Annotated in this window: 26 protein-coding genes and 1 riboswitch; of the genes, 23 read left to right on the top strand and 3 right to left on the bottom strand. The window is 44.1% G+C overall.

Features of this window, described 5'->3' with window-relative positions:
- The first annotated feature begins 24 nt into the window (after positions 1–24).
- The 9 genes from sigK to MM817_RS00805 all read left to right on the top strand — a co-directional run bounded on the left by sigK (position 25) and on the right by MM817_RS00805 (position 6097).
- Entirely contained in the window at positions 25–720 is a 696-nt protein-coding gene (gene sigK / locus MM817_RS00845) for an RNA polymerase sporulation sigma factor SigK (RefSeq protein ID WP_241711548.1), read from the top strand.
- 77 nt (positions 721–797) lie between these two features.
- Positions 798–1367 carry a YqeG family HAD IIIA-type phosphatase gene (locus MM817_RS00840; protein ID WP_241711547.1) on the top strand — a complete coding sequence of 190 codons (570 nt, stop codon included), beginning with the start codon at positions 798–800 and terminating at the stop codon, positions 1365–1367.
- Complete coding sequence (gene yqeH, locus MM817_RS00835; protein ID WP_241711546.1) at positions 1364–2470, top strand: ribosome biogenesis GTPase YqeH; 1107 nt, start codon at positions 1364–1366, stop codon at positions 2468–2470. The genes MM817_RS00840 and yqeH overlap by 4 nt, the downstream gene beginning before the upstream one ends.
- 33 nt (positions 2471–2503) lie before the next feature.
- Positions 2504–3352 (top strand): shikimate dehydrogenase, encoded by an 849-nt coding sequence (gene aroE, locus MM817_RS00830; RefSeq protein WP_241711545.1) that lies wholly within the window; start codon positions 2504–2506, stop codon positions 3350–3352.
- Positions 3353–3375: 23 nt separating this feature from the next.
- Positions 3376–3672: a ribosome assembly RNA-binding protein YhbY gene (yhbY, locus tag MM817_RS00825; RefSeq protein ID WP_241711544.1), complete on the top strand. Its 297-nt coding sequence runs from the start codon at positions 3376–3378 to the stop codon at positions 3670–3672.
- Positions 3673–3679: 7 nt separating this feature from the next.
- On the top strand, positions 3680–4279 hold the full coding sequence (gene nadD / locus MM817_RS00820) for a nicotinate-nucleotide adenylyltransferase (RefSeq protein ID WP_241711543.1): 600 nt from the start codon (positions 3680–3682) through the stop codon (positions 4277–4279).
- The gene (gene yqeK, locus MM817_RS00815; RefSeq protein WP_241711542.1) at positions 4237–4836 is read left to right on the top strand and encodes a bis(5'-nucleosyl)-tetraphosphatase (symmetrical) YqeK; all 600 of its coding nucleotides are present in this window, start codon (positions 4237–4239) and stop codon (positions 4834–4836) included. Before nadD ends, yqeK begins: the two co-directional genes overlap by 43 nt.
- Positions 4837–4883: 47 nt before the next feature.
- Positions 4884–5234 carry a ribosome silencing factor gene (rsfS, locus tag MM817_RS00810; RefSeq protein WP_241711541.1) on the top strand — a complete coding sequence of 117 codons (351 nt, stop codon included), beginning with the start codon at positions 4884–4886 and terminating at the stop codon, positions 5232–5234.
- A 38-nt stretch (positions 5235–5272) separates the two neighbouring features.
- Positions 5273–6097, top strand: coding sequence for a class I SAM-dependent DNA methyltransferase (locus MM817_RS00805; protein ID WP_241711540.1), 825 nt, complete (start codon positions 5273–5275; stop codon positions 6095–6097).
- A 19-nt stretch (positions 6098–6116) separates the two neighbouring features.
- Here the strand turns inward: MM817_RS00805 and mntR are convergent, their stop codons facing one another.
- Positions 6117–6572, bottom strand: a complete 456-nt coding sequence (gene mntR / locus MM817_RS00800; protein ID WP_241711539.1) for a transcriptional regulator MntR — start codon at positions 6570–6572, stop codon at positions 6117–6119.
- A 202-nt stretch (positions 6573–6774) separates the two neighbouring features.
- Here mntR and MM817_RS00795 point away from each other — a divergent pair, with 202 nt between their 5' ends.
- Positions 6775–7446: a helix-hairpin-helix domain-containing protein gene (locus tag MM817_RS00795; RefSeq protein WP_241711538.1), complete on the top strand. Its 672-nt coding sequence runs from the start codon at positions 6775–6777 to the stop codon at positions 7444–7446.
- A gap of 85 nt (positions 7447–7531) precedes the next feature.
- On the opposite strand, the gene MM817_RS00790 is transcribed toward MM817_RS00795, so the two are convergent.
- A complete protein-coding gene (locus tag MM817_RS00790) occupies positions 7532–8212 on the bottom strand; it encodes a C40 family peptidase (RefSeq protein ID WP_241711537.1) in 681 nt (226 codons plus the stop codon).
- Between the two features lie 4 nt (positions 8213–8216).
- A riboswitch (cyclic di-AMP (ydaO/yuaA leader) is annotated at positions 8217–8353 on the bottom strand.
- 76 nt (positions 8354–8429) lie between these two features.
- Here MM817_RS00790 and MM817_RS17165 point away from each other — a divergent pair.
- From MM817_RS17165 to MM817_RS00760, 6 genes are all read left to right on the top strand, one after another.
- Positions 8430–10091, top strand: coding sequence for a ComEC/Rec2 family competence protein (locus MM817_RS17165; RefSeq protein ID WP_241711536.1), 1662 nt, complete (start codon positions 8430–8432; stop codon positions 10089–10091).
- Between the two features lie 40 nt (positions 10092–10131).
- Positions 10132–10320 (top strand): hypothetical protein, encoded by a 189-nt coding sequence (locus MM817_RS00780; protein WP_241711535.1) that lies wholly within the window; start codon positions 10132–10134, stop codon positions 10318–10320.
- Positions 10293–10478, top strand: a complete 186-nt coding sequence (locus tag MM817_RS00775; protein WP_241711534.1) for a hypothetical protein — start codon at positions 10293–10295, stop codon at positions 10476–10478. Before MM817_RS00780 ends, MM817_RS00775 begins: the two co-directional genes overlap by 28 nt.
- Positions 10479–10685: 207 nt before the next feature.
- Entirely contained in the window at positions 10686–11867 is a 1182-nt protein-coding gene (locus MM817_RS00770) for an NAD(P)/FAD-dependent oxidoreductase (RefSeq protein ID WP_241711533.1), read from the top strand.
- A 42-nt stretch (positions 11868–11909) separates the two neighbouring features.
- Positions 11910–12959 (top strand): DNA polymerase III subunit delta, encoded by a 1050-nt coding sequence (gene holA / locus MM817_RS00765; RefSeq protein ID WP_241711532.1) that lies wholly within the window; start codon positions 11910–11912, stop codon positions 12957–12959.
- A 15-nt stretch (positions 12960–12974) separates the two neighbouring features.
- Entirely contained in the window at positions 12975–13223 is a 249-nt protein-coding gene (locus MM817_RS00760; RefSeq protein ID WP_241711531.1) for a small, acid-soluble spore protein, alpha/beta type, read from the top strand.
- A gap of 56 nt (positions 13224–13279) precedes the next feature.
- Here MM817_RS00760 and rpsT read toward each other — a convergent pair whose 3' ends face one another.
- Positions 13280–13552, bottom strand: coding sequence for a 30S ribosomal protein S20 (gene rpsT / locus MM817_RS00755; RefSeq protein WP_241711530.1), 273 nt, complete (start codon positions 13550–13552; stop codon positions 13280–13282).
- A gap of 204 nt (positions 13553–13756) precedes the next feature.
- Between rpsT and gpr the strand changes: the two genes are divergently transcribed.
- The 7 genes from gpr (at position 13757) to dnaK (ending at position 22128) form a co-directional block, all read left to right on the top strand.
- On the top strand, positions 13757–14782 hold the full coding sequence (gene gpr / locus MM817_RS00750; RefSeq protein ID WP_241711529.1) for a GPR endopeptidase: 1026 nt from the start codon (positions 13757–13759) through the stop codon (positions 14780–14782).
- Positions 14783–14869: 87 nt separating this feature from the next.
- Positions 14870–15484, top strand: a complete 615-nt coding sequence (locus MM817_RS00745; RefSeq protein WP_241711528.1) for a hypothetical protein — start codon at positions 14870–14872, stop codon at positions 15482–15484.
- A 90-nt stretch (positions 15485–15574) separates the two neighbouring features.
- The gene (gene lepA, locus MM817_RS00740; protein ID WP_241711527.1) at positions 15575–17383 is read left to right on the top strand and encodes a translation elongation factor 4; all 1809 of its coding nucleotides are present in this window, start codon (positions 15575–15577) and stop codon (positions 17381–17383) included.
- Positions 17376–18554 carry a radical SAM family heme chaperone HemW gene (gene hemW, locus MM817_RS00735; protein WP_241711526.1) on the top strand — a complete coding sequence of 393 codons (1179 nt, stop codon included), beginning with the start codon at positions 17376–17378 and terminating at the stop codon, positions 18552–18554. Before lepA ends, hemW begins: the two co-directional genes overlap by 8 nt.
- A 104-nt stretch (positions 18555–18658) precedes the next feature.
- Positions 18659–19708 (top strand): heat-inducible transcriptional repressor HrcA, encoded by a 1050-nt coding sequence (hrcA, locus tag MM817_RS00730; protein ID WP_241711525.1) that lies wholly within the window; start codon positions 18659–18661, stop codon positions 19706–19708.
- A 29-nt stretch (positions 19709–19737) separates the two neighbouring features.
- On the top strand, positions 19738–20274 hold the full coding sequence (gene grpE / locus MM817_RS00725) for a nucleotide exchange factor GrpE (RefSeq protein WP_241711524.1): 537 nt from the start codon (positions 19738–19740) through the stop codon (positions 20272–20274).
- Positions 20275–20304: 30 nt separating this feature from the next.
- Positions 20305–22128, top strand: coding sequence for a molecular chaperone DnaK (dnaK, locus tag MM817_RS00720; protein WP_241711523.1), 1824 nt, complete (start codon positions 20305–20307; stop codon positions 22126–22128).
- Positions 22129–22144 lie beyond the last annotated feature (16 nt).

Raw genomic sequence — 22144 nt, 5'->3', positions numbered from 1 at the left:
TCGCGGCGCAAAGGAGGTTTACAGATGGGGCTCTTGACCATATTGGCCATGCTCGTGCGAGAACTGTCCGTTTTTGTTTCCTTTGTAAAAAATCACACTTTTCCGCAACCGCTCGCTAGTGAAGAAGAGGAAAAGGCGATTCTTAAATTGCAACAAGGGGATGAAGAGGCTAGAAATCTTTTGATTGAACACAATTTGCGACTAGTGGCGCATATTGTGAAAAAGTATGATCAGGGTCGAGACGATGGGGATGATTTAATTTCTATTGGGACCATTGGTCTGATCAAAGGCATACAAACATTTAAACCGGATAAAGGTGTGCGTTTAGCCACGTATGCAGCGCGGTGTATAGAAAATGAAATTTTGATGCATATGAGAGCACTTCGAAAAGTGAAAAAAGACGTGTCCATACACGAGCCTATAGGGCAGGATAAAGAAGGTAACGAGGTTTCACTGCTAGATGTACTTGGCACGGAAGATGATGAACTATTGCAGACCATTCAATTCCGCATGGATCGCGATCGGATCTATAGCGGATTAGCCGTTCTCGATCCACGCGAACGTCAGATTATCTGGGCTCGCTTTGGGTTGCCGTACGGTGCTGAAAAGACACAGCGAGAAATCGCGAGAGAGTTAGGGATTTCTCGCTCCTATGTCTCGCGCATTGAAAAACGAGCACTACACAAATTGCAAGAACAATTCATGAAATCTGGACAATAGGTAAACTTTTGATATCGGCCTTTTTGCATCAGAATAGTCGCTGTGATACCATAAACTACAACGAAATGGAAGGCGGAATGTCGGTGCTCGATTCACTGCGACCGCGGGAGTATGTGACATCGATTTATCACATCCACCTTGAGCGGTTATGGCAAGAAGGTATTCGAGGGATTATTACGGATCTTGATAATACTTTAGTAGAGTGGAATTCTCCGATTGCGACAGAGAAACTTGTGGCGTGGTTACAAGAAGTTCAAAAAATGGGTTTTCACATCTGCATTTTATCCAATAACGATGCATTGCGTGTCATGAGTTTTGCGCGCCCGCTCAATATTCCTGCACTTCATAAAGCGCGCAAACCGCGTAAGCGGTCTTTTTATACGGCTTTATCACTACTAGAGACGCAACCTGAGGAAACCGCCATGATCGGAGATCAATTATTTACAGATATCCTAGGTGGCAATCGAATGGGACTCTATACTATTTTAGTGGAACCGGTGCATCCGCATGAATTTATAGGTACGCGGTTCGTTCGGCGTATTGAACGAAGGATTTTAGAAGGTCAGAGACCAAGTGAGGGGGAAGCATGGTATGATTCATATGCTCCCCTCGGAGTTGCTAAAGAAGGAGAAGAATTTCATTCATGAGTATGGTTTGTACAGGATGTGGCGTTCCGTTACAGATGGAACGCGAGGGTGAAAAGGGATATATTACTGGAGACGCATTTATGCGTGAATTTCCGCTTTGTCAGCGCTGCTATCGCATCAAACACTATGGTGAAATCACTCCTGTGAGCGTTACGGAGCAAGATTACCGCGCAACTGTGATGCGTGCTCTGGAACGCCCAGCAGTCGTGCTTTATGCGGTTGATTTGTTTGATTTTAATGGCAGTGTCGTACGTGGATTGCAAGGGCTACTCAACCAACACAAAGTCATTGTAGCGGCCAATAAATTCGACCTTTTCCCAAAGCGAACAAACCCTGATCGGGTTCGCGGTTGGTTGTGGAGAGAGGCTAGACGGCATGAAATTGAACCTGCAGAGATATTTGTCGTAAGTGCACAGACTGGATTTGGCATTGATGGACTTTATGAACGATTGATTCGTGAAGCGCGGGACAAGCCTGTGATCGTGGTAGGCATGGCGAATGTAGGAAAATCATCGATGCTTAATCGCATTTTACATCTTAGTGATCCAGATGAAGGTCAACTGTATACGACGAGTCCATTTCCGGGAACTACCCTTGGATCAGTTGCGTTTAAAATCGGTAAAACGGGTATGACTGTGATTGACACTCCAGGGTTACTGGGAACTCATCGATTGCAAGATCGTGTGTGTGGGTCTTCCTTGAAGCAGATTCTCCCAAAGCAACCATTGCGACCTCGTGGATATCAGTTGCAACCGGGTCAGTCACTGTTTTTAGGTGGACTGGCGCGTCTTGATTTTGTGTCTGGTGATCCACAATCATTTGTCATCTATGCAGCAAACCAGTTACTTGTGCATCGGACGAAACTCGAGAACGCTGATGAACTCTATGCACGACAAAGAGGGCAGTTGTTGACCCCACCTTGTTCTGCATGTGATGAATCATTGCAACAGATGACAACAAAAAAGATGGGTTTCAAGTCTGGTCGTCCCGTCGATATTGTGATTCCTGGTCTCGGTTGGATTCGTTTGTCAGGCTCTGCAGTGGATTTGCGATTGCATACACCAGTGCGAATCGAGGCTGCTGTCAGACCTGCGCTAATTTGAGTGATTAGTGGATTTTTGAAGGGAGACGTCGCGATGCCGGATCTACTTGCTGTTCTTGGACATCCGATTAGGCATTCCTTTTCTCCGATTATGCATCAAGCCGCTATTGTTGATCGAGGATTAGATGCTGTATACACGGCTATTGATGTGGCGCCAGAGCAGTTGCGAGATGCATTTTGTGGAATGCGAGTGCTTGGATTTTTAGGCGCAAATTTGACCATTCCGCATAAGGAGCGGGCGCTCGAATACATGGATGAGTTGACCGATCGAGCGCAACGCATTGGAGCTGTCAATACAGTTATCAGAGATAAGAATCGTTTGATTGGAGACAACACGGATGGTGCTGGCTGGTTGGAGTCTATCACGACAGAACTTTCGCTGTCACTAACGGGTGTCAGAGCTGTCGTTATTGGCGCTGGTGGCGCTGCACACGCCATTTGTGATGCGCTACTCCAAGCTGGCTGTGAATCACTTACGATTGCCAATCGCGATGTCGTGCGAGCACAAACACTTGCTGTTCATCTGCAAACATGGTATAAACAATCTCTTATACAGGTGGTAGGGCTCGATCAGCTATCCACAGACGGCATTGACCTTTTAATCAATACGACGCCAGTGGGTATGCATGGACTTGCACAAGGGCAGATGCCTATCGCAGAACATCTATTACATTCTACTATGATAGTAAGCGATCTTGTTTACCGCCCTATGCAAACTCCCTTATTGCTTGCGGCTAAAAATCGCGGGGCTTTAGTACACGGGGGATTAGGGATGCTCATCGCGCAAGGAGCATTAGCTTTTCATGCATGGTTTGGGTGTGATCCACCACGATCTGTGATGGAACAAGCGATTTTACACGATATGAAGAACCATCATGAGTAACAAAAGATGCATTGGAGGAAAGTATGACACTTACAGGGAAGCAAGCAAGATATCTGCGCACATTAGCGCATCCATTACAGCCTGTTATGCAGATAGGCAAAGGTGGCATGACTGATCAAGTACTTGATCAGATTGGTTTAGCGCTTGAAGCTAGGGAACTCATTAAAATTTCTGTGTTATCCAATAGTCCGCTGTCAGTTCAAGAAGCAGCACAGGCAGTACAAGAGGGAACGAAGGCAGAGATTGTGCAGACGATCGGTCGCATCATGATCGTGTATCGAAGATCACAAGACCATCGCACAATTGTGCTACCGCGTTAGGTGATGTATGCGTATTGGTTTATTTGGTGGAACATTTGATCCTCCTCATGTAGGGCACCTGATGGTTGCGCAAATAGCTCGTGAAATGGCTCAGTTAGATCGCGTGGTATTCATTCCTGCAGCGATTCCACCACATAAGCAACATCAAGACATTACAGATGTAGAGTCTCGATTAGCGATGGTTGCCATGGCGGTTAAGCCATTTTCGTCATTTGAAGTAAGTCCTATCGAATGCCAGCGTGAAGGTCCTAGTTATACGGTAGATACAGTACTTGCATATCGTAAACTGTATCCTTTCGCTGAATTGTTTTTAATACTTGGAGCAGACATGTTTGAGAACTTTCCAACATGGAAAGATGCACAGGAGATCGCAAAGGAAGTAACGCTACTTGTTGCGCCACGTCCATACCAAGATGTGGATCAAGCCATTTCTAAAGGTCAAATGACATTGTCCGCTTCTCAGATCATCTTTCTTGAAATGCCAGCGTTAGATATTTCCAGTTCTTGGTTGAGAGAGAGATTGGTTGCTGGATTGCGTGTGGATCCACTCTTACCAGATGGAGTATGGAACTGGATTGTACAACAGGGGGTGTATCAGCAATCGTAAATGATTGGTATAGCCTAGTGAAATCCAGGCTAACTCCTAAGCGGTTTAAACATGTAGAAGGAGTCGTCTACACGGCAAAGTTATTGGCTAAACAGTTTGGGGTAGATGAAAATCAGGCGATGATCGCTGCATGGTTACATGATATCTATCGTGAATTAGATGTTGAAACACTTACTCGTCTAGCGTTGGAAGTCGATGTTACTGTTCCTACAACAGCGCCAGTAACCTGGCATGGACCTATTGCAGCAAAACGATTACCACTTGATTTTGCAGTTTTTGATCAAGAGATACAAGATGCAATTGCAAGCCATACGTTAGGGCATCCTCAGATGTCTGCTGTTGCACAGGTTCTGTATGTAGCAGATGCGATTGAACCAGGTCGTTCATACGCGGGTGTTGATGAATTGCGTTTGGCAGCACAGAAAAGTTTACCCTATGCAGTTGCTTGTGTTGCAGATTCAGCTATCTTATTTTTAGTTAAACAGCATTTGCCTATCTGTTGGGAAACGGTTGAAATGCGTAATCAATTATGGTTAGGGATAGACGAAACGAATTGAATAGCGTAGAGTAAAATGGTAATTATCATCCTATAGGAGGTTGGCGCATGCGCGATCAGTGTAGAGAGTACGCCAAATTGGCTGCAGATGCAGCGGAAGACAAAAAGGCAAATGATGTAGTGATTCTTGATATAAGGGAGTTATCGATCATAGCCGATTACTTCGTAATCTGTAGTGCAAATTCACGTACTCAAGCGCAGGCGATTGCAGATTCAATTGAAGAGCACATGGAATTGCGCGGTGTGAAGATGAGAGGTACGGAAGGACACCGCGACGGGAAATGGGTGTTATTGGATTTTGGAGATGTGATTGTTCATGTATTTCAAGAAGAAGAACGACGCTTTTTTGATTTAGAACGACTTTGGGGAGATGCTCCTCGCTTGTCGATGTCTGTTTAATGGGCATGCGGTGGCGTTGATAAAGGAGTTGCAAGAAAGTGTACGAAGGATTTTCACATGTGTATGATGTGGTGATGAAAGATATCCCATATGATCAATTTGTACAACTTTTTGAGCAAGCAGTAACTTACGCGGGAGCCCCATGTACACGCGTGATGGATCTAGGATGTGGTACCGGTGTTATGATCCCGCATCTATTGCGTCGGTCGCGTACTGTCATTGGGGTGGATCCTTCTGAGCACATGTTGGCTATCGCGCAGGAAAAATTAAGTGCATATAGTAATCGTGTGTCATTTGTTCAATCGACAGCCGCACGTCTGCCAGTTCAGGTGCAAGCAGATCTATGTGTTTCTTTTTGTGATGTGTTTAATTACATGGTCATTGAAGAAGAGTTAATTCAATCTTTTGCTGCAGTTGCGCGCTCTTTACCAGAAAATGGGCATTTTCTCTTTGATATGCACAGCCCGTATAAAGTCCTGCATGTGCTTGGCAATCAAGTCCATTACGATGTGACTGATAAACATGCCACGTTGATGGTGACGTCAGTAGATCCTGAGAGCCTCATAGTAAGCTATGAAGTGACGCTCTTTGGATGGGTACAAAACGGCTTATATGAACGCATAGATGAGCATCACGAGCAGCGTGCATATCAGTTGTGGGAAGTATTTGGGGGACTGTCTAAGGCAGGCTTTCAAAGTGTCCATGTAGGTGCTGATGGGAAACTAGACGTGGACTGTGTACCTGTGGATGTCGTTCAATTTGCAAAGTGGACTGAAGAAGAGCAATATGCGCAAGTACAGCAATTAGAAAAACAGCTTTCTCTTTATCAAGCCGAGCGTTTTGTGTTTTTTGCCCATCGGTAACTCCTGACATGAGAGCAGATTATATCTCTGCGCTTGTGTCAGGAGTATCTTTTTTTGCGTGCGTTGTTTTATGAGTGTGATGAGCTAATGCGGTTACATACTCTGGATGACACTCAAAAAAGTTGACGAGGTTCGTTAATGCTTTTACGGTTTGTGGACTCACATGATGCTCAATCCCCTCGACATCTACCTGAATCGTTTCTTCCGTAATACCGAGCATGCGCAGTAACTCTGCAAGCATGGAGTGGCGTTGTTTCATTGCTCGCCCCATCTGTTCTCCGGATTTAGTGAGAATGATTCCGCGATACTTTTCATAAGTCACGTATTCGTATTCGTCTAGTTTTTGAATCATTTTTGTCACTGAGGAAGGTTGTACGGCGAGAGAAGTGGCAATATCTGAAACTCGAGCATACCCCTTGTCCTTCATCAGTTCATAGATTTTTTCTAAATAGTCTTCCATGCTAGGCGTAAGCATGCAGTCGCCCACTTTCACTGAGATTCTGCATTATTGTACTACAAATGCTCTGAGATTGCATAAATCATGCGCAATCAGTTGCAGCTATGGTTCATAGAAAGGCTTTAACTTACGATTTTGGATGATAGCATTTAGTAAAAAGGAATTTTGCTTCTTCTTGCGAACAGGATGTTATGAAGTATACGCAAGTGGAGGTGGGATTGTGCATAGTGCCGGTATTGGCAAACGCGTGATTGTGTATTTATTTGGGGGAATTCTCGTTATTGCTTGGGGATTATATTTTTTTATGCCACACGGACAAACTGCATCAGTCACCATGAGTACCCCTTATGAACACAAACAGAGTGTACCTTTGGTCACAGTGACTACATCACCTGATGTGATGACAGTGTATGTAGTCGGTGCAGTACGTCATCCCGGTCTCTATAAGCTGCCACTTGATGCGCGTGTAAGTGCGGCATTAAAGGTAGCGGGCGGTCCAACAAATTCTGCAGATCTCTATGCAATTAATTTAGCAGCTATCGTAGAGGATGGTATGCAGATCGTCGTTCCAAATGTAAGTCAGGTGGCAAGTAATGGGGGAACATCTGCTTTATTAACAACAGGGACAGTAGCAACGAATTCTTTACAAAGTACGGATACAAAAAGAAGTAGGCATCGAAATGGTAAATTACAACCGGGAGAACGCATTCAGCTCAATCAGGCGAGCTTAGCCACGTTGATGGAAATACCGGGAATAGGAAAGAAAAAGGCAGAAAATATCTTAACGTATAAAGCTATTCATGGCGCGTTTTCGTCTCTTATGCAGTTGCAATCAGTTCAGGGTATTGGTCCAAGGTTATTGGCTAAAATACTGCCTTATGTGACTTTATAATGAGATAAAAGGATGCACAGTACATAAAGTACGTGCATCCTCAAAGGTTTATTGATTTGTTTAGTGTAGGTAGTCAATATGCAAGTTAGTTTAACAAGCTTCTTGCAGTAACATATCGACTACTCCAGTAATAGGGGTTGTTAATATTGTCTATCTCTACATCTGTACTTGCTGCATCAACAAACAAACCGTTTCCCATATAGATACCTACATGAGAAATCCCATATCCCATCGTATGGAAAAATACGAGATCGCCAGGTTGTAAGTCTTCTTTAGCGACATATGTACCAACAGTTGCTTGCGCTGCCGCTGTGCGCGGAATATCCATGCCGAATTGTTTATACACATATTGTGCAAAACCTGAGCAATCGAAGCCAGAAGGACTAGTACCACCCCACACATAAGGGTCGCCTAAATACGTAAGTGCTTTTTGTACAATTTGCTCACCAAGCGTATGTGCAGCATCAGACTTGATGTCATCAAAAACAGAATACGTTACAGCGTCATTTGATCCGAGTTTTCTTTCTTTTTTGAACTCAATGACAGCATGTGCAGTACGGGGCCCGTAATAATCTGTTACTTTGACTGACTTAGGGTAATCGTGAAGAACTTTTAAATCAGTCTTTAATGTGGCTACTGCCGGACCTTGCACACCAGCTTTCATAATCACTGAACTGGTAGATGCAAAGGCGGGATTTGCCAACAACAAAGTTGCAGCTGCCGTCCCAATAATAGATAGGGACGCAACCCATGTGGATATGCGCAAAGAATAGGCCCCTTTCGTCTGCCTTCGAGGTTAGTTGACGGGTTAGGGCTGAAAGGTTGCCCCTCTGAAAGCTTCAGATTCACCCCGCGGTGTTGCGTCCCCCGTACCGGTCAGAGTCACCGGATTCGGCAATATCACTCTTGGCTATAATTCTATCAGTTACGACATAGTGTGACAACAGTAAATTTGAGATTTTATAAGTTTAGGAGAGATTCGTGTGTATCGGATCATCGCGTATCTCAGTTTGGCATTTTGTCTGGGTGCTTTGTTGGATGTGTGGGATAGGGATTTTATGGTTTATATGAGTGTTTTAATTGGTATAAGCATGGTGCTTTTGTTGCAAATTAGTGTACTTTTCATGAACAAAGGGAATGTGGTAACTATATATACACGTAAGATAAGCAAGCTACTGATTGTATGGAGACAATGGAGCTTAGGACCTACACTCTTACTATGTGTAGCGCTTCTTTTATGTATGGCAATAGGAACGGCTACAGCTCATGATGAGCAAAGTTCCCGTCGTATAGCTGCGTATTCCCTGCTAACTCTCGCAGCTAGTCACACAGGTGAGATTAATGCTGTAGTTAGCATTGTAGGGGAAATTGAAAGCACTCCAAAATCATTACAGATGCCGTGCAGAGTGTTGGCAGTGTATACAATGTCTGGTTTACAACAGCTACCCAATCAACCGATCGTGTGGGTGCAAATATATGATGGGTCTATTCGTCGTCATGCAACTCCTGGTGGAGTATCACAAAGTCATACCATTGCAGAGTATTATTCACAGATCAACGAGCTACATGCAGGGGCAGTGATCAGTCTTTTTATGCGAGTGAAACGAGTGCCAAAGGGACCATTTGCTATAGCACTTTTGCGTAAGGGGATCATGCTACTCGGAGATTCATCGCAATACAGCGTATCCTTGATGAGAGGTGGTGCACGGCCATTTTGGGATGTGGATGCATTACAGGGTCAATTGCTGGGATGGATTAAGTCTCGTGTGGATGCTAGTTATGGACAAGTTGCAAGCACTTTTTTATTATCCTTTGCCATTGGGGACCGCACAGAAATGAATCGGCAAGTGTTGCAAGTCTTCACATCACTTGGTATTATACACGCTTTTGTAGCATCGGGAGCTACGATTCGAATGACGATAGCTCCTGTAGTAACCAGGTTGCAGAAATGGCTAAAAATCTCTGCATGGTGGTATCCAATTGCAATATGTAGTACGGTCATGCTCGTGTTTTGCACAGGATTTGCACCACCTGCTGTGCGCGCTGGGATTGTTTATGGATACGAACTTTCAGCTGTTGCAATGAAAAGACCTTATGATCGTTTCACTGCAAATGCGGTGTCACTCGTCTGGATTACGCTCATAGAGCCACATTTGTTGGTTGATCCAGGTGTCGTATTATCCTACGGTGCAGCCACGACACTAGCGCTACTGCCAAGAAAGGTCCATATATACATCGGTCGTGTGATTACATGGCCTTCTGTGCGACATGTCGTTAGTCGAGGGATCGCTGGACAAATCGGTATCATGCCGCTTGTTGCGGAGGAATTTGGGCAATTACCGTATTTTTCATTGTTAATTAATCTTTTTTTGTATCCCCTATTGGAGTGGGTAATACCTATCTCATTTGTATTATGTACGATCGCCTGTATCGATCCGCGTATGATGGTGCCTATAGAACCTGAGATAGCACAAGTTGCGCATATATTGAGTACACAAATACTTGCTATGCGGGCGTACCCTCTCTCACTTCATTTTACAAAACCGCCCATATGGATACTGATGATGTATTATACTGCGATTTTGTTTCCTTTTTATAGTGTCACTCGGTATATTTTTGGCAAAGTCAGCAAATACTTTGTATAGGTGTTCGATCTATGACTTACAAAATGGGGAAGGTGATGAAATGATTTTTACAGAAGCACCTGACTTAGAATTGCTTGCAGAAAAATTAATTTCAGATGCATTTTATTTTCGCGATGAACCGAGTTTTAAAACTTTAACTGCTGTTCTTGAGACGACATCAGAAGTAGCTAAATACCTCAAAGAACGTGAGGAGGCTTTACAGTGGAGTTCGCGCCAACTCTGTCGTTAACTTGTATGGCGTGTCTTCATGACTGGCCGTTGGATGCAGAACAGGTCTTATTTACAGGATCTGAAACCACGATGCTCTATACAGTATGTCCTAGTTGTCACATACACATCCCACTATCTACAACAGAAGTGATATCACTTGTTGACGAGCGTTCATGACTAAGCAAATCATGTATTTTACCGTAATTGCGTTACTTTGTACAACAATATGGCAGGTTACGATACTTACAACACGTCATCCAGATTCAAAGATCATAGCTCCAGATCCAACCGTGCATGTTCTCTAGTCATGAGAATGTGCCTTTTCTTTTCTGTGAACACTATAGCAAGATCGGGTGTAGATCACGTAAGTGAGGAGCGATATCTATGGCGTCAATTGTTATTGTAGGGGCAGGATATGGTGGGGTGATGGCAGGATTACAATTTGAAAAAGCTTTGCAACCATTTACTTTAGTCAATAAACATTCGTATCATCAGTTTATTACATGGTTGCATGAAGCAGCAGGTGGCCGTCATCAAATTGATGATTATAAAGTGGAATTAAGTGAGATTTTTAGGCAACGGCTTTCAACTATCATCAAGGATGAAGTAGTTTCCATAGATCGTACGCAACGAAAAGTAATAGGGAAACATGACGAATATCCTTATGATTATGCCATTATTGGATTAGGAAGTGCACCAGAGTTTTTTGGTATTCCAGGTCTTTCACAATATAGCATGCAACTTCGTTCTCTTGAAACGGCAAGACAGATCCGCACCCATATCGAACAACAAGTAAAAGCGTATCGCGATGATCGCGATCAAAGTAGATTGCGAATCGTTGTAGGCGGTGCAGGGTTAACAGGAATAGAATTTGTAGGCGAACTTATCGATTGGTTGCCAGGTTTATGCAACCGTCTGGGTATTCCAAACCACCTTTTTGAAGTACAAAATGTAGAAGCGGCACCAGCTATTTTACCTGCCCTTTCGGAAAATCTACAACATAAAGCGCAAAGTGTCCTTGAATCAAAAGGCGTGCGTATTCGTACAAATACGAAGATTACTCAGGTTATGCAAGATGCGGTATACTTGGAGTCAGGTGAAATTGTAGAGGCTAAGACGATTGTGTGGACAGGTGGGGTACGCGCAAATCCGCTCTTACAAGATGCCGGATTTACTTGTGATGGTCGTGGCCGTGCCAAAGTCAATGAGTATTTGCAGTCTGTGGATGATGAACACATCTTTATTATTGGTGACAATGCTTCTTTTATCTCGGCCGGCAGGCCACTTCCACCTACTGCACAGTTGGCTACGCAGATGGGTGTGACTGTAGCCCAAAATGTTTTGGCTCATAGCAATCAAACAACAATGAAACCATTTGAACCTAAGATATTGGGTACTTTAGCATCACTTGGACGCGATGTGGGTGTTGGATTAGTGGGTGGTGTGCAGACCTCTGGGGCACCAGCTGGACTTGCAAAAGAGCTGACTAAGGTTAAATATTTATGGCAACTAGGTGGTATGCGCATGGTGTCACGCAATCGTAAACCGCTTGTTCGAGAATATTAATTCGCGGTCCGAACCGCGGCTGTTGTGAGGAGAAAATTGCCTGTGGAGAGTTCGTTTTATGAAGCATTGCAGACAGTGCGTAAAGGTGTTTACGGGGGAGTCTACGTTTTACTAGGTGAAGCAGATGGTTTTACTTCACAGTGGTTTGCAAAAACGTGTAGAGAGGCCATGCAACAGGGTCAGCCTACGGACTCCGAGCAGGTAGATGTGGTTAAATACTCACTGCAAACGGAACCGCTAGCTCAGATTGTCTCTGAATTGACTGATGGTGGGTTGTTTGGATCGCGTTTTGTGGCATTATGTAGTGATTTTGATGTATTAACTACGACATACAAAACGAAAGGTGACGATACGCACCTCATTGAAGTGATCGAATGGTTGATGGAGCATCCGCTGGAAGCGCCATTAATTTTGTTGACTGCAGCAGAAAAATTGGATGAGCGTAAGAAACTCACAAAAAAATTGCGAGCCTCAAAACAAATTACGACGATTGATACGAGAAAACATACGTCAAAAGAATGGGTAGAACTAGCCCGATTATTGTTAGGGGGACGTTCGTTACTCACCTCTTCGCAAATCGAGTTAGTCATTGCTAAAACTGGGCATTCACTTGGATTACTTGCAAAAGAGTTTGAAAAAATGGAAACGTATGCTGGCGATCGCACGTCACTTAGTACGGAAGAAGTGAATGATTTAGTGGGGGATTCAAAACAGGTAGACGTCTTCGAAGTGGTTCGTCATTTTATCGAAGGCAGATATGCACTTTCATCTTCATTATATAACAAATTAGAAGATCGATCGTTATTTGCTTTTCTGGCGCTTTTGGTTAGACAGTATCGCCTAATTGCAAGGGTGAGTGAATCTATGCACTTAGGAGCGGGACGAGATCAAGATCTTGCGGTAAAACTGGGTGTGCATCCTTATGCATTAAAAGTAGCACGGGAACAAGCTCGAGTCATCTCGGCTGATACGGCCAAACAGGAGATAGAAGCTATTGCTTTATTGGAGTATCAGGTAAAGTCCGGTGGTTTGGCGGAGCATGTAGCACTAGACTTGTTGTTTTTACGTCATCTAGCTACGTCAACTGCATAAATTGGGGGCATTATTATGGGAAATAATCGGTTAGTAATCCCTGAAGCGAGAGCTGCAATGAAGCAATTGAAAAAAGACGTCATGAAGGATTCGTTGCAAGGGAGCGCTTTGAATCCTATACAAGAGCCTATTGGCCAAAGTGAAACGACAACCTACGAGGCAGGCAAACGCGGTGGAGCTATCGGTGGTGAGATGATGAAGCGTTTAGTGTCCCTTGCAGAACAACACCTACAACAAGAGCAACAAAGTCATAAAAACCAGTAGGGATAGAAATAAAAAGAGGCGATCTCCTTTCGCCTCTTTTGTCTAGCCAGGTTGTCTTACATTGCTTGATTGACTTTGTGTAAGCGCTTTGTGAGACGAGACTTTTTACGTGCAGCGTAGTTACGATGAACAATTCCTTTTGTCGCAGCCTTGTCCAACGAGCGAGTTGCACTGCGCAGGGCGGTTTGCGCCGTCTCCAGGTCGCGCTCGCGTAAAGCAACCTCAAACTTCTTGAGTGCTGTACGCAGAGCGGATTTTGCAGAAGCGTTGCGCAGCGTACGAGCTTTCGTAATCTTTACGCGCTTAATCGCAGACTTGATATTCGGCATGTATTTCACCTCCTTACGCATTCGTATCGCTTAAATAAACAGCTTACATTGTAACATGCACAGAAACATATGCGCAAGTAACTCGGACGCGATATACGGTGTTAGCATGGACGAAATTCCATATGGGCATACTACTATCATACAACAGAGGGGAAGGGGTTAACACTGCCACTTATGCGCTATATGTCACGAATGACTCATACAATGCAACGTTTTAAGAATATCTCTCAGCCATCAGTTGTCGATGAGAACAGCGGAACAGAGTCGTATAGCGTGCGAACGGACCTTGCCATTGAAGCCCATGAATTACAACAAGCACAGTCAGATATTCGCGGCGTAGAGATTGAAACAGAAGATGAACCGCAGATTCACATTACCAGAATTGCTGTCAAAACAGAAGCTGCAGCTAGGCAGATTGGGAAACTAAAAGGAAATTACACGACGTTAGAGATTCCCGATTTACGCAAAAAAGATCCTGAATTGCAAGTTCGTGTAGCAGAACGGTTTGCAAAAGAATTGGAAGCCTTTATTAAGGTACCTGAAAAGGCCATCGTTCTTGTTATTGGGCTTGGCAACTGGAACGTAACACCAGATGCAATAGGACCACTAGTAGTCGAAAATCTCTTTGTTACTAGACATTTATTTTCGTTAATGCCAGAAATTATCGATGAGGGGTTTCGTTCGGTATGTGCTTTGGCACCTGGTGTGCTTGGAATCACTGGTATTGAAACAAGTGAAATTGTACAAGCCATTGTCGAACGTCTACATCCTGACCTTGTAGTCGCCGTGGATGCACTGGCTGCGCGCTCGATTGATCGTGTCAATTCAACGATTCAAATCTCCGACTCTGGAATTCAGCCAGGTGCTGGTGTAGGTAATAGGCGTAAAGCATTAAATAAAGAGACGCTTGGTGTGGATGTCGTTGCTATTGGAATACCGACAGTTGTAGACGCCGCGACCATTACATCAGATGCTATGGATGTGTTGCTAAAAACGCTCGAACAACGAGTTCCAGGAAATGGAGCGGGTCGCATCTTTGATCAATTTGACTCACAAGAAAAACGAGCACTTATAGCAGAGGTTCTTCAACCTATTGGCAATAATTTAATGGTTACACCAAAGGAAATTGATGAATTTGTAGACGATATAGCACATGTTGTGGCAATGGGAGTCAATGTAGCCATGCATCCAGGTATGTCGATGGAAGACGCAAGAGAACTCACACACTAAAACGACATATGAATGAGGGTTTATGCATATGCGGAATCTTTCTATCATAGGAATCTACTATTGATAGAGTGTGAAAGAGGAGAGCATATGAGTCAGTTCGATCTGAAGAGTCATGTGGAGATATGGCGTCAAGAGGTGGCAGAAGAATTGCTAGAACATAAACATTTGCCACGTAGGCTACAACGATTAATCGGTGTGCTTATCTTTTTATTTGTCAGCGGGTTAACCCTATCTGGCGGTGTATTTATGGTGGCAACATTTATGCATGTGATCATCACGCGCATGGACATGCCACCAGCCAATCCATATCCTGTTTATACCGTGGGTCAGACACAACTCATGATACCTGCTCCAGCGCATGCAAGTGGCCCTGCAAACCAAGTCACATCACCTAATTCATCATCTATTACCACGCATAAAACGCAGAATAGTTCCGCTACAGCTGTCCAAACACCTGCTTCTTTAAATCATATTGAGGTAACTTTAATTAAACGTCCTACCGTCGGCGATGCACTTGATCAGTGGATCGCCCATACACAAAATCCCGCCGATGCATATGTGCAAGAGGATGCAGTGGATACAGGTTTATACTTATCGAGAGAAGTACATGACTGGTTATTATCTATTTTTGACCGTGCAACGCGTACAGCAAACTTTCCATCTGTTGAACCAGCAGGCGTTCCCTTGACAAACGGACAGTAAGTTTTAGCTTTATCATTGCAACTCATTGAATCAGTATCGTACAATGAGAGGTAATGATTTTTTATTTGTAACAGATCAGGGAGGATAACTGTGTCTGAACAATTTGATATTTCGCGTGTGCGTAACTTCTCGATCATCGCGCATATTGATCATGGGAAGTCTACCCTTGCAGATCGCATCTTAGAATATACGGGAGCACTCTCCACGCGTGAAATGCAGGAGCAGGTGCTCGATCAGATGGATCTTGAACGCGAGCGCGGCATAACGATCAAACTGCAGGCTGTACGTATCACATACCCTGCAGATGATGGACAAGTGTATACGTTAAACTTGATTGATACACCAGGACATGTCGACTTTACTTATGAAGTTTCACGCAGTCTGGCAGCCTGTGAAGGAGCATTACTTGTCGTGGATGCGGCGCAAGGTATTGAGGCGCAAACATTGGCAAATGTTTATTTAGCACTAGAAAATAACTTAGAGATTATTCCTGTCATTAATAAAATAGATCTTCCTTCTGCTGATCCAGAACGCGTTCGCGATGAAATTGAACGGGTGATTGGTCTAGATGCCAGTGATGCAGTACTTGCTTCTGCTAAGGCAGGTATTGGTATACATGAGATTTTGGAGCAAGTGGTACGGCGCGTTCCACCACCTATTGGGGATATGGAGAAACCGTTAAAAGCGCTGATCTTTGACTCGCACTATGATGCCTATAAAGGGGCGATCGTTTATGTGCGCGTTGTAGATGGTGTAATTAAACAAGGAACGCGCATGCATATGATGGCTACTGGTGCAGAATACGATGTAGTTGAAGTCGGCGTCTTTCGCCCACGCATGACCACTGTGCAGGAACTACACGCCGGAGACGTTGGATATATCGCTGCAGCGATTAAAACGGTTCGAGACACGCGTGTTGGGGATACAGTTACAGATGCACACGATCCGGCGGTCACTCCTTTACCTGGGTATCGCAGGATGAATTCCATGGTGTTTTGTGGGGTATATCCTGTAGATGCATCCGATTACCCGCTTTTGCGTGAGGCGTTGTTGCGCCTTGAGTTAAATGATGCAGCGCTTCGCTATGAGCCAGAAACTTCTTCAGCGCTAGGGTTCGGCTTTCGCTGTGGCTTTCTCGGCTTATTGCACATGGAAATTATTCAAGAGCGACTCGAACGAGAATATGGATTGACACTGATTACCACTGCACCTAGTGTTATTTATCATGTTTATTTGACAAATCATACGATGATTCAGATTGATAATCCTAGTTTATTACCTGAGTCTGGTCTCATCGAGCGCGTAGAAGAACCCTATGTGAAAGCTTCCATTATGACTCCAAAGGATTTTGTCGGCACCGTGATGGAACTCTGTCAGGAGAAGCGCGGATCGTACGTTGATATGAAGTATCTAGACGACACCAGAGTTACGCTGATTTATGAGCTTCCTTTAACAGAAATTGTGTATGACTTTTTTGACCGTCTAAAGTCTGGGACAAAAGGGTATGCGTCATTTGATTATGAGTTAATTGGGTACCGTCCATCTCATCTTGTGAAGTTAGACATCCTGCTCAATGGCGAAGTAGTAGACGCCTTGTCCTTTATTGTTCATCGGGATAAAGCATACCAACGTGGGAAGATGCTTTGTGAAAAACTCAAAGAGCTCATCCCACAGCAAATGTTTGAAGTGCCTATTCAGGCAACCATAGGCAATAAAGTCATCGCGCGCGAAACGATACGAGCGATGCGCAAAAATGTATTAGCTAAATGTTATGGTGGCGATATTTCGCGCAAACGAAAATTGCTTGAAAAGCAAAAAGAGGGCAAGAAGCGGATGAAACAAGTGGGCAGCGTGGAAGTTCCGCAAGAAGCATTTATGGCGGTGTTAAAAATTGATTGAGGCGCCGCTGTTTGCGATGCCACCAAAGGCACTCTACGTTCATATCCCGTTTTGTAGTAGTAAATGTTTTTATTGTGATTTTAATTCTTTTGTTTCCTCTGACGCGGTTCGCGCTGCGTACGTTCGCGCTTTGCTCGTGGAGATTTCCATGTTGCATGATGAACAGTTTGGCGTACATGCTCGTCCAAAACTAGAGACAATTTTTTTTGGCGGTGGAACACCTACACTACTGACTTCATCAGAATTTACAGAAGTTGCAAAGCATATTCACGCATTATATGACATAGGCGATGAAACTGAGTGGACAGTAGAGGCAAATCCAGGATCAGTAGATCGACAGAAACTTTCCGCTTTATGGGAAAATGGGGTCAATAGACTAAGCTTTGGTGCCCAGACATTTAATGAAACACTGTTGCAAGTTATCGGTCGGTTACATGATGCTCATGATGTAGAACATAGTGTGCATGCGGCCATTGAGCAAGGCTTTACACGAATCAATTTGGATTTAATGTTAGGCTTGCCAGAACAAACACTAGCGGATGTGGAGGAAAGTTTGCACCGTGCATTGCAAACGGGAGTTTCACATATATCCGCGTATGGATTAAAGGTGGAGGAAAATACGCCGTTTTATAAGTGGCAAAAAGAAGGGTTGCTACATTTGCCACAAGAAGAAGCTGAAGTGGAAATGTACGAGTATGTGCGGGCGTATCTTCGAGATGAAGGATTTGCTCAATACGAAATCAGTAATTTTTCTAAGCCCTTTGATGAAGCTAGACATAATTTGATGTATTGGGAAAACCGTTCTTATTTAGCTGTGGGCGCTGGTGCACACGGATATACAGGCAATCAGCGTTACGAAAATGAACGGTCCTTATCTGCGTACAGTGAAGTGATTCGGCAAGGGAAACGGCCTGTGGCGTCAACACATAGAGTAAGCGCAACGGAAGCGATGGAAGATACGATGATGTTAGGGCTTCGTTTACAGCAAGGTGTAGAGCGAAAACGCTTCTTTAGTTTTCATGGTCAGGAACTCGATGCTGTATTTGGTTCTTTACTAACAACGTTGTGTGAGCGCGGATGGATTGCGCAAAATAACGAACGTGTCTGGATTCCTCCACAGTATGATGAAGTAGCCAATGAGATTTTTTCATTATTTGTTGGCTATTTATAGTTGACACTGTCGTATAAGATTTGATACATTTTGGTTGATCGTTAGCACTCACGACTTCTGAGTGCTAACAAGGTGGTTATTTCTTACCCATAGGGGGAATACATGTGTTGACGGAGCGTCAATTGATGGTTTTGCGCTTAATCGTGGACAACTATGTACTTTCAGCAGAACCTGTTGGGTCGCGCACCATTTCGAAACAAGCAGACTTGGGACTTAGCGCAGCCACCATCCGCAATGTGATGGCCGATTTAGAGGAAATGGGATACTTAGAACAACCGCATGCTTCAGCTGGACGGATTCCCTCGCAACTGGGATATCGCTTTTATGTAGACCATTTGTTGTCACAGGGCAGCGATCTGTCTGCACAAGAAATTGGGCGAGTCAAGTCCTTATTTGCAGAACGCATTGGCGAGATGGAACGAGTAGCTCAACAAACAGCGTCGTTTTTATCAAACCTTACGCAATATACTGCGGTTGTGCTTGGCCCACAGGTGTATGATACAACATTGAAGAGTTTGCAATTGGTTCCGATTAGCGATCGAACGGCAGTTGCGTTAGTGGTTACATCTAACGGACAAGTTCACAATAAAACGGTAACCGTACCTGACGGTCTTTTAATCAAAGATTTTGAGCAGATGTTTAAAATCCTTGATAAAAAACTCGTTGGAATTCCGCTCTATCGCATTCGATCAAAAGCGCTGGAAGAAATTACGCTTGAACTTGCTCGCCACATGAATGACTTTGAAGAAGCCATACGTGTGTTAGATCAAGTGTTGGCGTGGATGGGCGAGGATTCTGAAGGGAAACTCTACGTTGGAGGCACGACCAATATGCTTCTCCAACCAGAGTTTCAAAACGTTCAAAAGGCGAAGAGCGTGTTGACATGGCTTGAACATCATCAAAATGTGATGGATGTACTGCGTGGCGATGATGCTACTGGAGAAAGACTGCAAGTGCGCATTGGTGGAGAAAATGAGTTATTAACCCTGCGCGATTGTTCTCTTGTGACGGCAACGTACCATGTAGGCATAACGGCTATTGGCGTTGTTGGAATTCTCGGTCCAGTCCGTATGGACTATGCTCGCGTCATACCGCTGTTAGATCAGATTTCCAAAGATATGACAGAGCTCTTTACAAAGTTTTATGTAAGTTGAGCGTTGTACGTTTTATGGAGGGATAGAACTTGACAGATGAGCAAGAGTGGACGACGCACAGTGAAGAGTCAGAAGTCGTAGAAGAACACGCAGAATCTGCTGAAATTGTTGATGAATCTACTCATGAAGATAGCAAACAGATGGAGATTTTAGATCTGCAAAACAAATTGCTTCGAGCACATGCAGATTTTGATAATTTTAAACGGCGAACAAGGCAAGAGAAAGAAGAACTCTCTCTCTATGCTAGCGCAAAGTTGGTGACTGATTTGTTGCCTGTGTTAGACAACTTCGCGCTTGCTTTGAAGTCAGCTGAAACATCTAGTGGAAGTGATGGATTGGCAAAAGGTGTTGACATGGTATTTAAGCAATTGCAATCTGTGTTAGATAGCGCAGGTCTGCGAACAATGGATGTCCTTGGTCACTCGTTTGATCCAAACTTGCATGAAGCGGTTGTCTCAGAGCATGTTGAGGATCGCGATCCAGGTGTAATTCTGGAGGTATTGCGACCAGGATATTTCTTGAAGGATAAAGTTTTACGCGCGGCTATGGTTAAAGTCAGCGAATAGATCAATAGGTATGAAGGGAGATATAATCATATGGCAAAAGTAATTGGTATTGACTTAGGAACGACAAACTCCTGCGTAGCTGTAATGGAAGGCGGGGAGGCTGTTGTCATTCCAAATGCAGAAGGTAATCGCACAACTCCTTCGATCGTAGGTTTTGCTAAAAATGGCGAGCGGTTGGTAGGGGATGTAGCAAAACGTCAAGCAGTTACCAATCCTGATCGCACAGTGATCTCGATCAAACGGCAGATGGGGACCAATTATAAGGTTGCAGTGGATGATAAGCAATATACACCACCTGAAATTTCTGCAATGATTCTTCAAAAATTAAAATCAGATGCAGAAGCATACTTAGGCGAGACGGTTACGCAAGCTGTTATTACCGTGCCAGCATATTTTAATGATAGTCAGCGTCAAGCGACGAAGGACGCAGGTAAAATTGCTGGTCTTGAAGTTTTACGTATTGTCAATGAGCCTACCGCAGCGGCACTTGCTTATGGTTTAGATAAACAAGGTGATCATACAATTCTCGTGTTTGACCTAGGTGGCGGTACATTTGACGTATCGATTTTGGAACTTGGCGACGGGGTATTTGAAGTGAAGTCGACAAGTGGCAATAACCATCTTGGTGGCGATGATTTTGATGAAAAGATCATACAGTATCTAGTGAGTGAATTTAAAAAAGAACAAGGCATTGATCTAAGCAAAGATCGCATGGCATTACAGCGTTTGAAAGATGCAGCGGAGAAAGCGAAAAAAGAGTTATCAGGTGTTGTATCTACAAGTATCTCGTTGCCATTTATCTCGGCAGACGCTTCTGGACCTAAGCATTTAGAATTGACGTTAACACGTGCTAAGTTTGATGAATTGACGCGTGATTTGGTGGAAGCAACACTTAGCCCTACAAGGCAAGCACTTTCTGATGCAGGAATGTCAGTCAATGATTTAGACAAAGTCATTCTTGTCGGTGGATCTACTAGAATTCCGGCTGTCGTGGAAGCGATTCGTCAACTTACAGGCAAAGATCCTTCAAAGGGCGTAAATCCTGATGAAGTCGTAGCACTTGGCGCTGCTATTCAAGCGGGTGTATTGACAGGAGATGTAACAGGTGTTGTACTTCTTGATGTCACTCCTCTTTCACTTGGTATTGAAACACTAGGTGGTGTGATGACTCGTTTAATTGAGCGTAATACGACCATCCCAACTTCCAAGAAGCAAGTATTCTCTACGGCTGCTGACAATCAAACATCTGTTGAAATTCATGTGTTGCAAGGGGAACGTGAGTTTGCGCGCGACAACAAGACGTTGGGACGCTTTACACTCACAGACTTGCCGCCTGCACCACGCGGTATTCCACAAATCGAAGTGGCTTTTGACTTGGATGCAAATGGTATTGTGAACGTGTCAGCAAAAGATTTAGGGACAGGTAAGAGTCAACGCATTACGATTACCTCGTCTGGTGGCCTCGATAAAGACGAAGTTGAGCGCATGGTCAAAGAAGCAGAATTAAATGCAGAAGCTGATCGTTTGCGTCGGGAAGAAACAGAGTTACGCAACCAAGCGGATAATTTGATGTATCAAACAGATAAAACCATAAAAGACTTAGGCGATAAAGCAGATGCTACGGAAGTAGAGCATGCGCAAAGTGCTAAAACAAAACTGCAAGAGGCTTTAAATGGTACCGACACCGCAGCCATTCAGTCTGCGTACGATGAGTTAAATAGTGCTGTGCAAGCATTAGCTGTTAAGCTCTATGAGCAAGCAGCACAAGCAGATCCTACTGCAAATCCAACTTCAGATGGCGCTGAGCCTGTTGTTGATGCCGATTACAATGTTGTAGACGAAGAGAAGAAGTAGGTTGAAACGAGGGACG

The organism is Sulfoacidibacillus ferrooxidans (genome assembly GCF_022606465.1).
Classification (GTDB): domain Bacteria; phylum Bacillota; class Bacilli; order Alicyclobacillales; family SLC66; genus Sulfoacidibacillus; species Sulfoacidibacillus ferrooxidans.
This window is presented reverse-complemented; position numbering and strand designations above follow the sequence as displayed.

Excerpts from the sequence above, each read along its gene's own strand:
- sigK (WP_241711548.1), top strand. The coding sequence starts at position 25 with ATGGGGCTCTTGACCATATTGGCCATGCTCGTGCGAGAACTGTCCGTT.
- MM817_RS00840 (WP_241711547.1), top strand. The coding sequence starts at position 798 with ATGTCGGTGCTCGATTCACTGCGACCGCGGGAGTATGTGACATCGATT.
- yqeH (WP_241711546.1), top strand. The coding sequence starts at position 1,364 with ATGAGTATGGTTTGTACAGGATGTGGCGTTCCGTTACAGATGGAACGC.
- aroE (WP_241711545.1), top strand. The coding sequence starts at position 2,504 with ATGCCGGATCTACTTGCTGTTCTTGGACATCCGATTAGGCATTCCTTT.
- yhbY (WP_241711544.1), top strand. The coding sequence starts at position 3,376 with ATGACACTTACAGGGAAGCAAGCAAGATATCTGCGCACATTAGCGCAT.
- nadD (WP_241711543.1), top strand. The coding sequence starts at position 3,680 with ATGCGTATTGGTTTATTTGGTGGAACATTTGATCCTCCTCATGTAGGG.
- yqeK (WP_241711542.1), top strand. The coding sequence starts at position 4,237 with ATGGAACTGGATTGTACAACAGGGGGTGTATCAGCAATCGTAAATGAT.
- rsfS (WP_241711541.1), top strand. The coding sequence starts at position 4,884 with ATGCGCGATCAGTGTAGAGAGTACGCCAAATTGGCTGCAGATGCAGCG.
- mntR (WP_241711539.1), bottom strand. The coding sequence starts at position 6,572 with ATGCTTACGCCTAGCATGGAAGACTATTTAGAAAAAATCTATGAACTG.
- MM817_RS00780 (WP_241711535.1), top strand. The coding sequence starts at position 10,132 with ATGATTTTTACAGAAGCACCTGACTTAGAATTGCTTGCAGAAAAATTA.
- MM817_RS00770 (WP_241711533.1), top strand. The coding sequence starts at position 10,686 with ATGGCGTCAATTGTTATTGTAGGGGCAGGATATGGTGGGGTGATGGCA.
- MM817_RS00760 (WP_241711531.1), top strand. The coding sequence starts at position 12,975 with ATGGGAAATAATCGGTTAGTAATCCCTGAAGCGAGAGCTGCAATGAAG.
- rpsT (WP_241711530.1), bottom strand. The coding sequence starts at position 13,552 with ATGCCGAATATCAAGTCTGCGATTAAGCGCGTAAAGATTACGAAAGCT.
- gpr (WP_241711529.1), top strand. The coding sequence starts at position 13,757 with ATGCAACGTTTTAAGAATATCTCTCAGCCATCAGTTGTCGATGAGAAC.
- MM817_RS00745 (WP_241711528.1), top strand. The coding sequence starts at position 14,870 with ATGAGTCAGTTCGATCTGAAGAGTCATGTGGAGATATGGCGTCAAGAG.
- dnaK (WP_241711523.1), top strand. The coding sequence starts at position 20,305 with ATGGCAAAAGTAATTGGTATTGACTTAGGAACGACAAACTCCTGCGTA.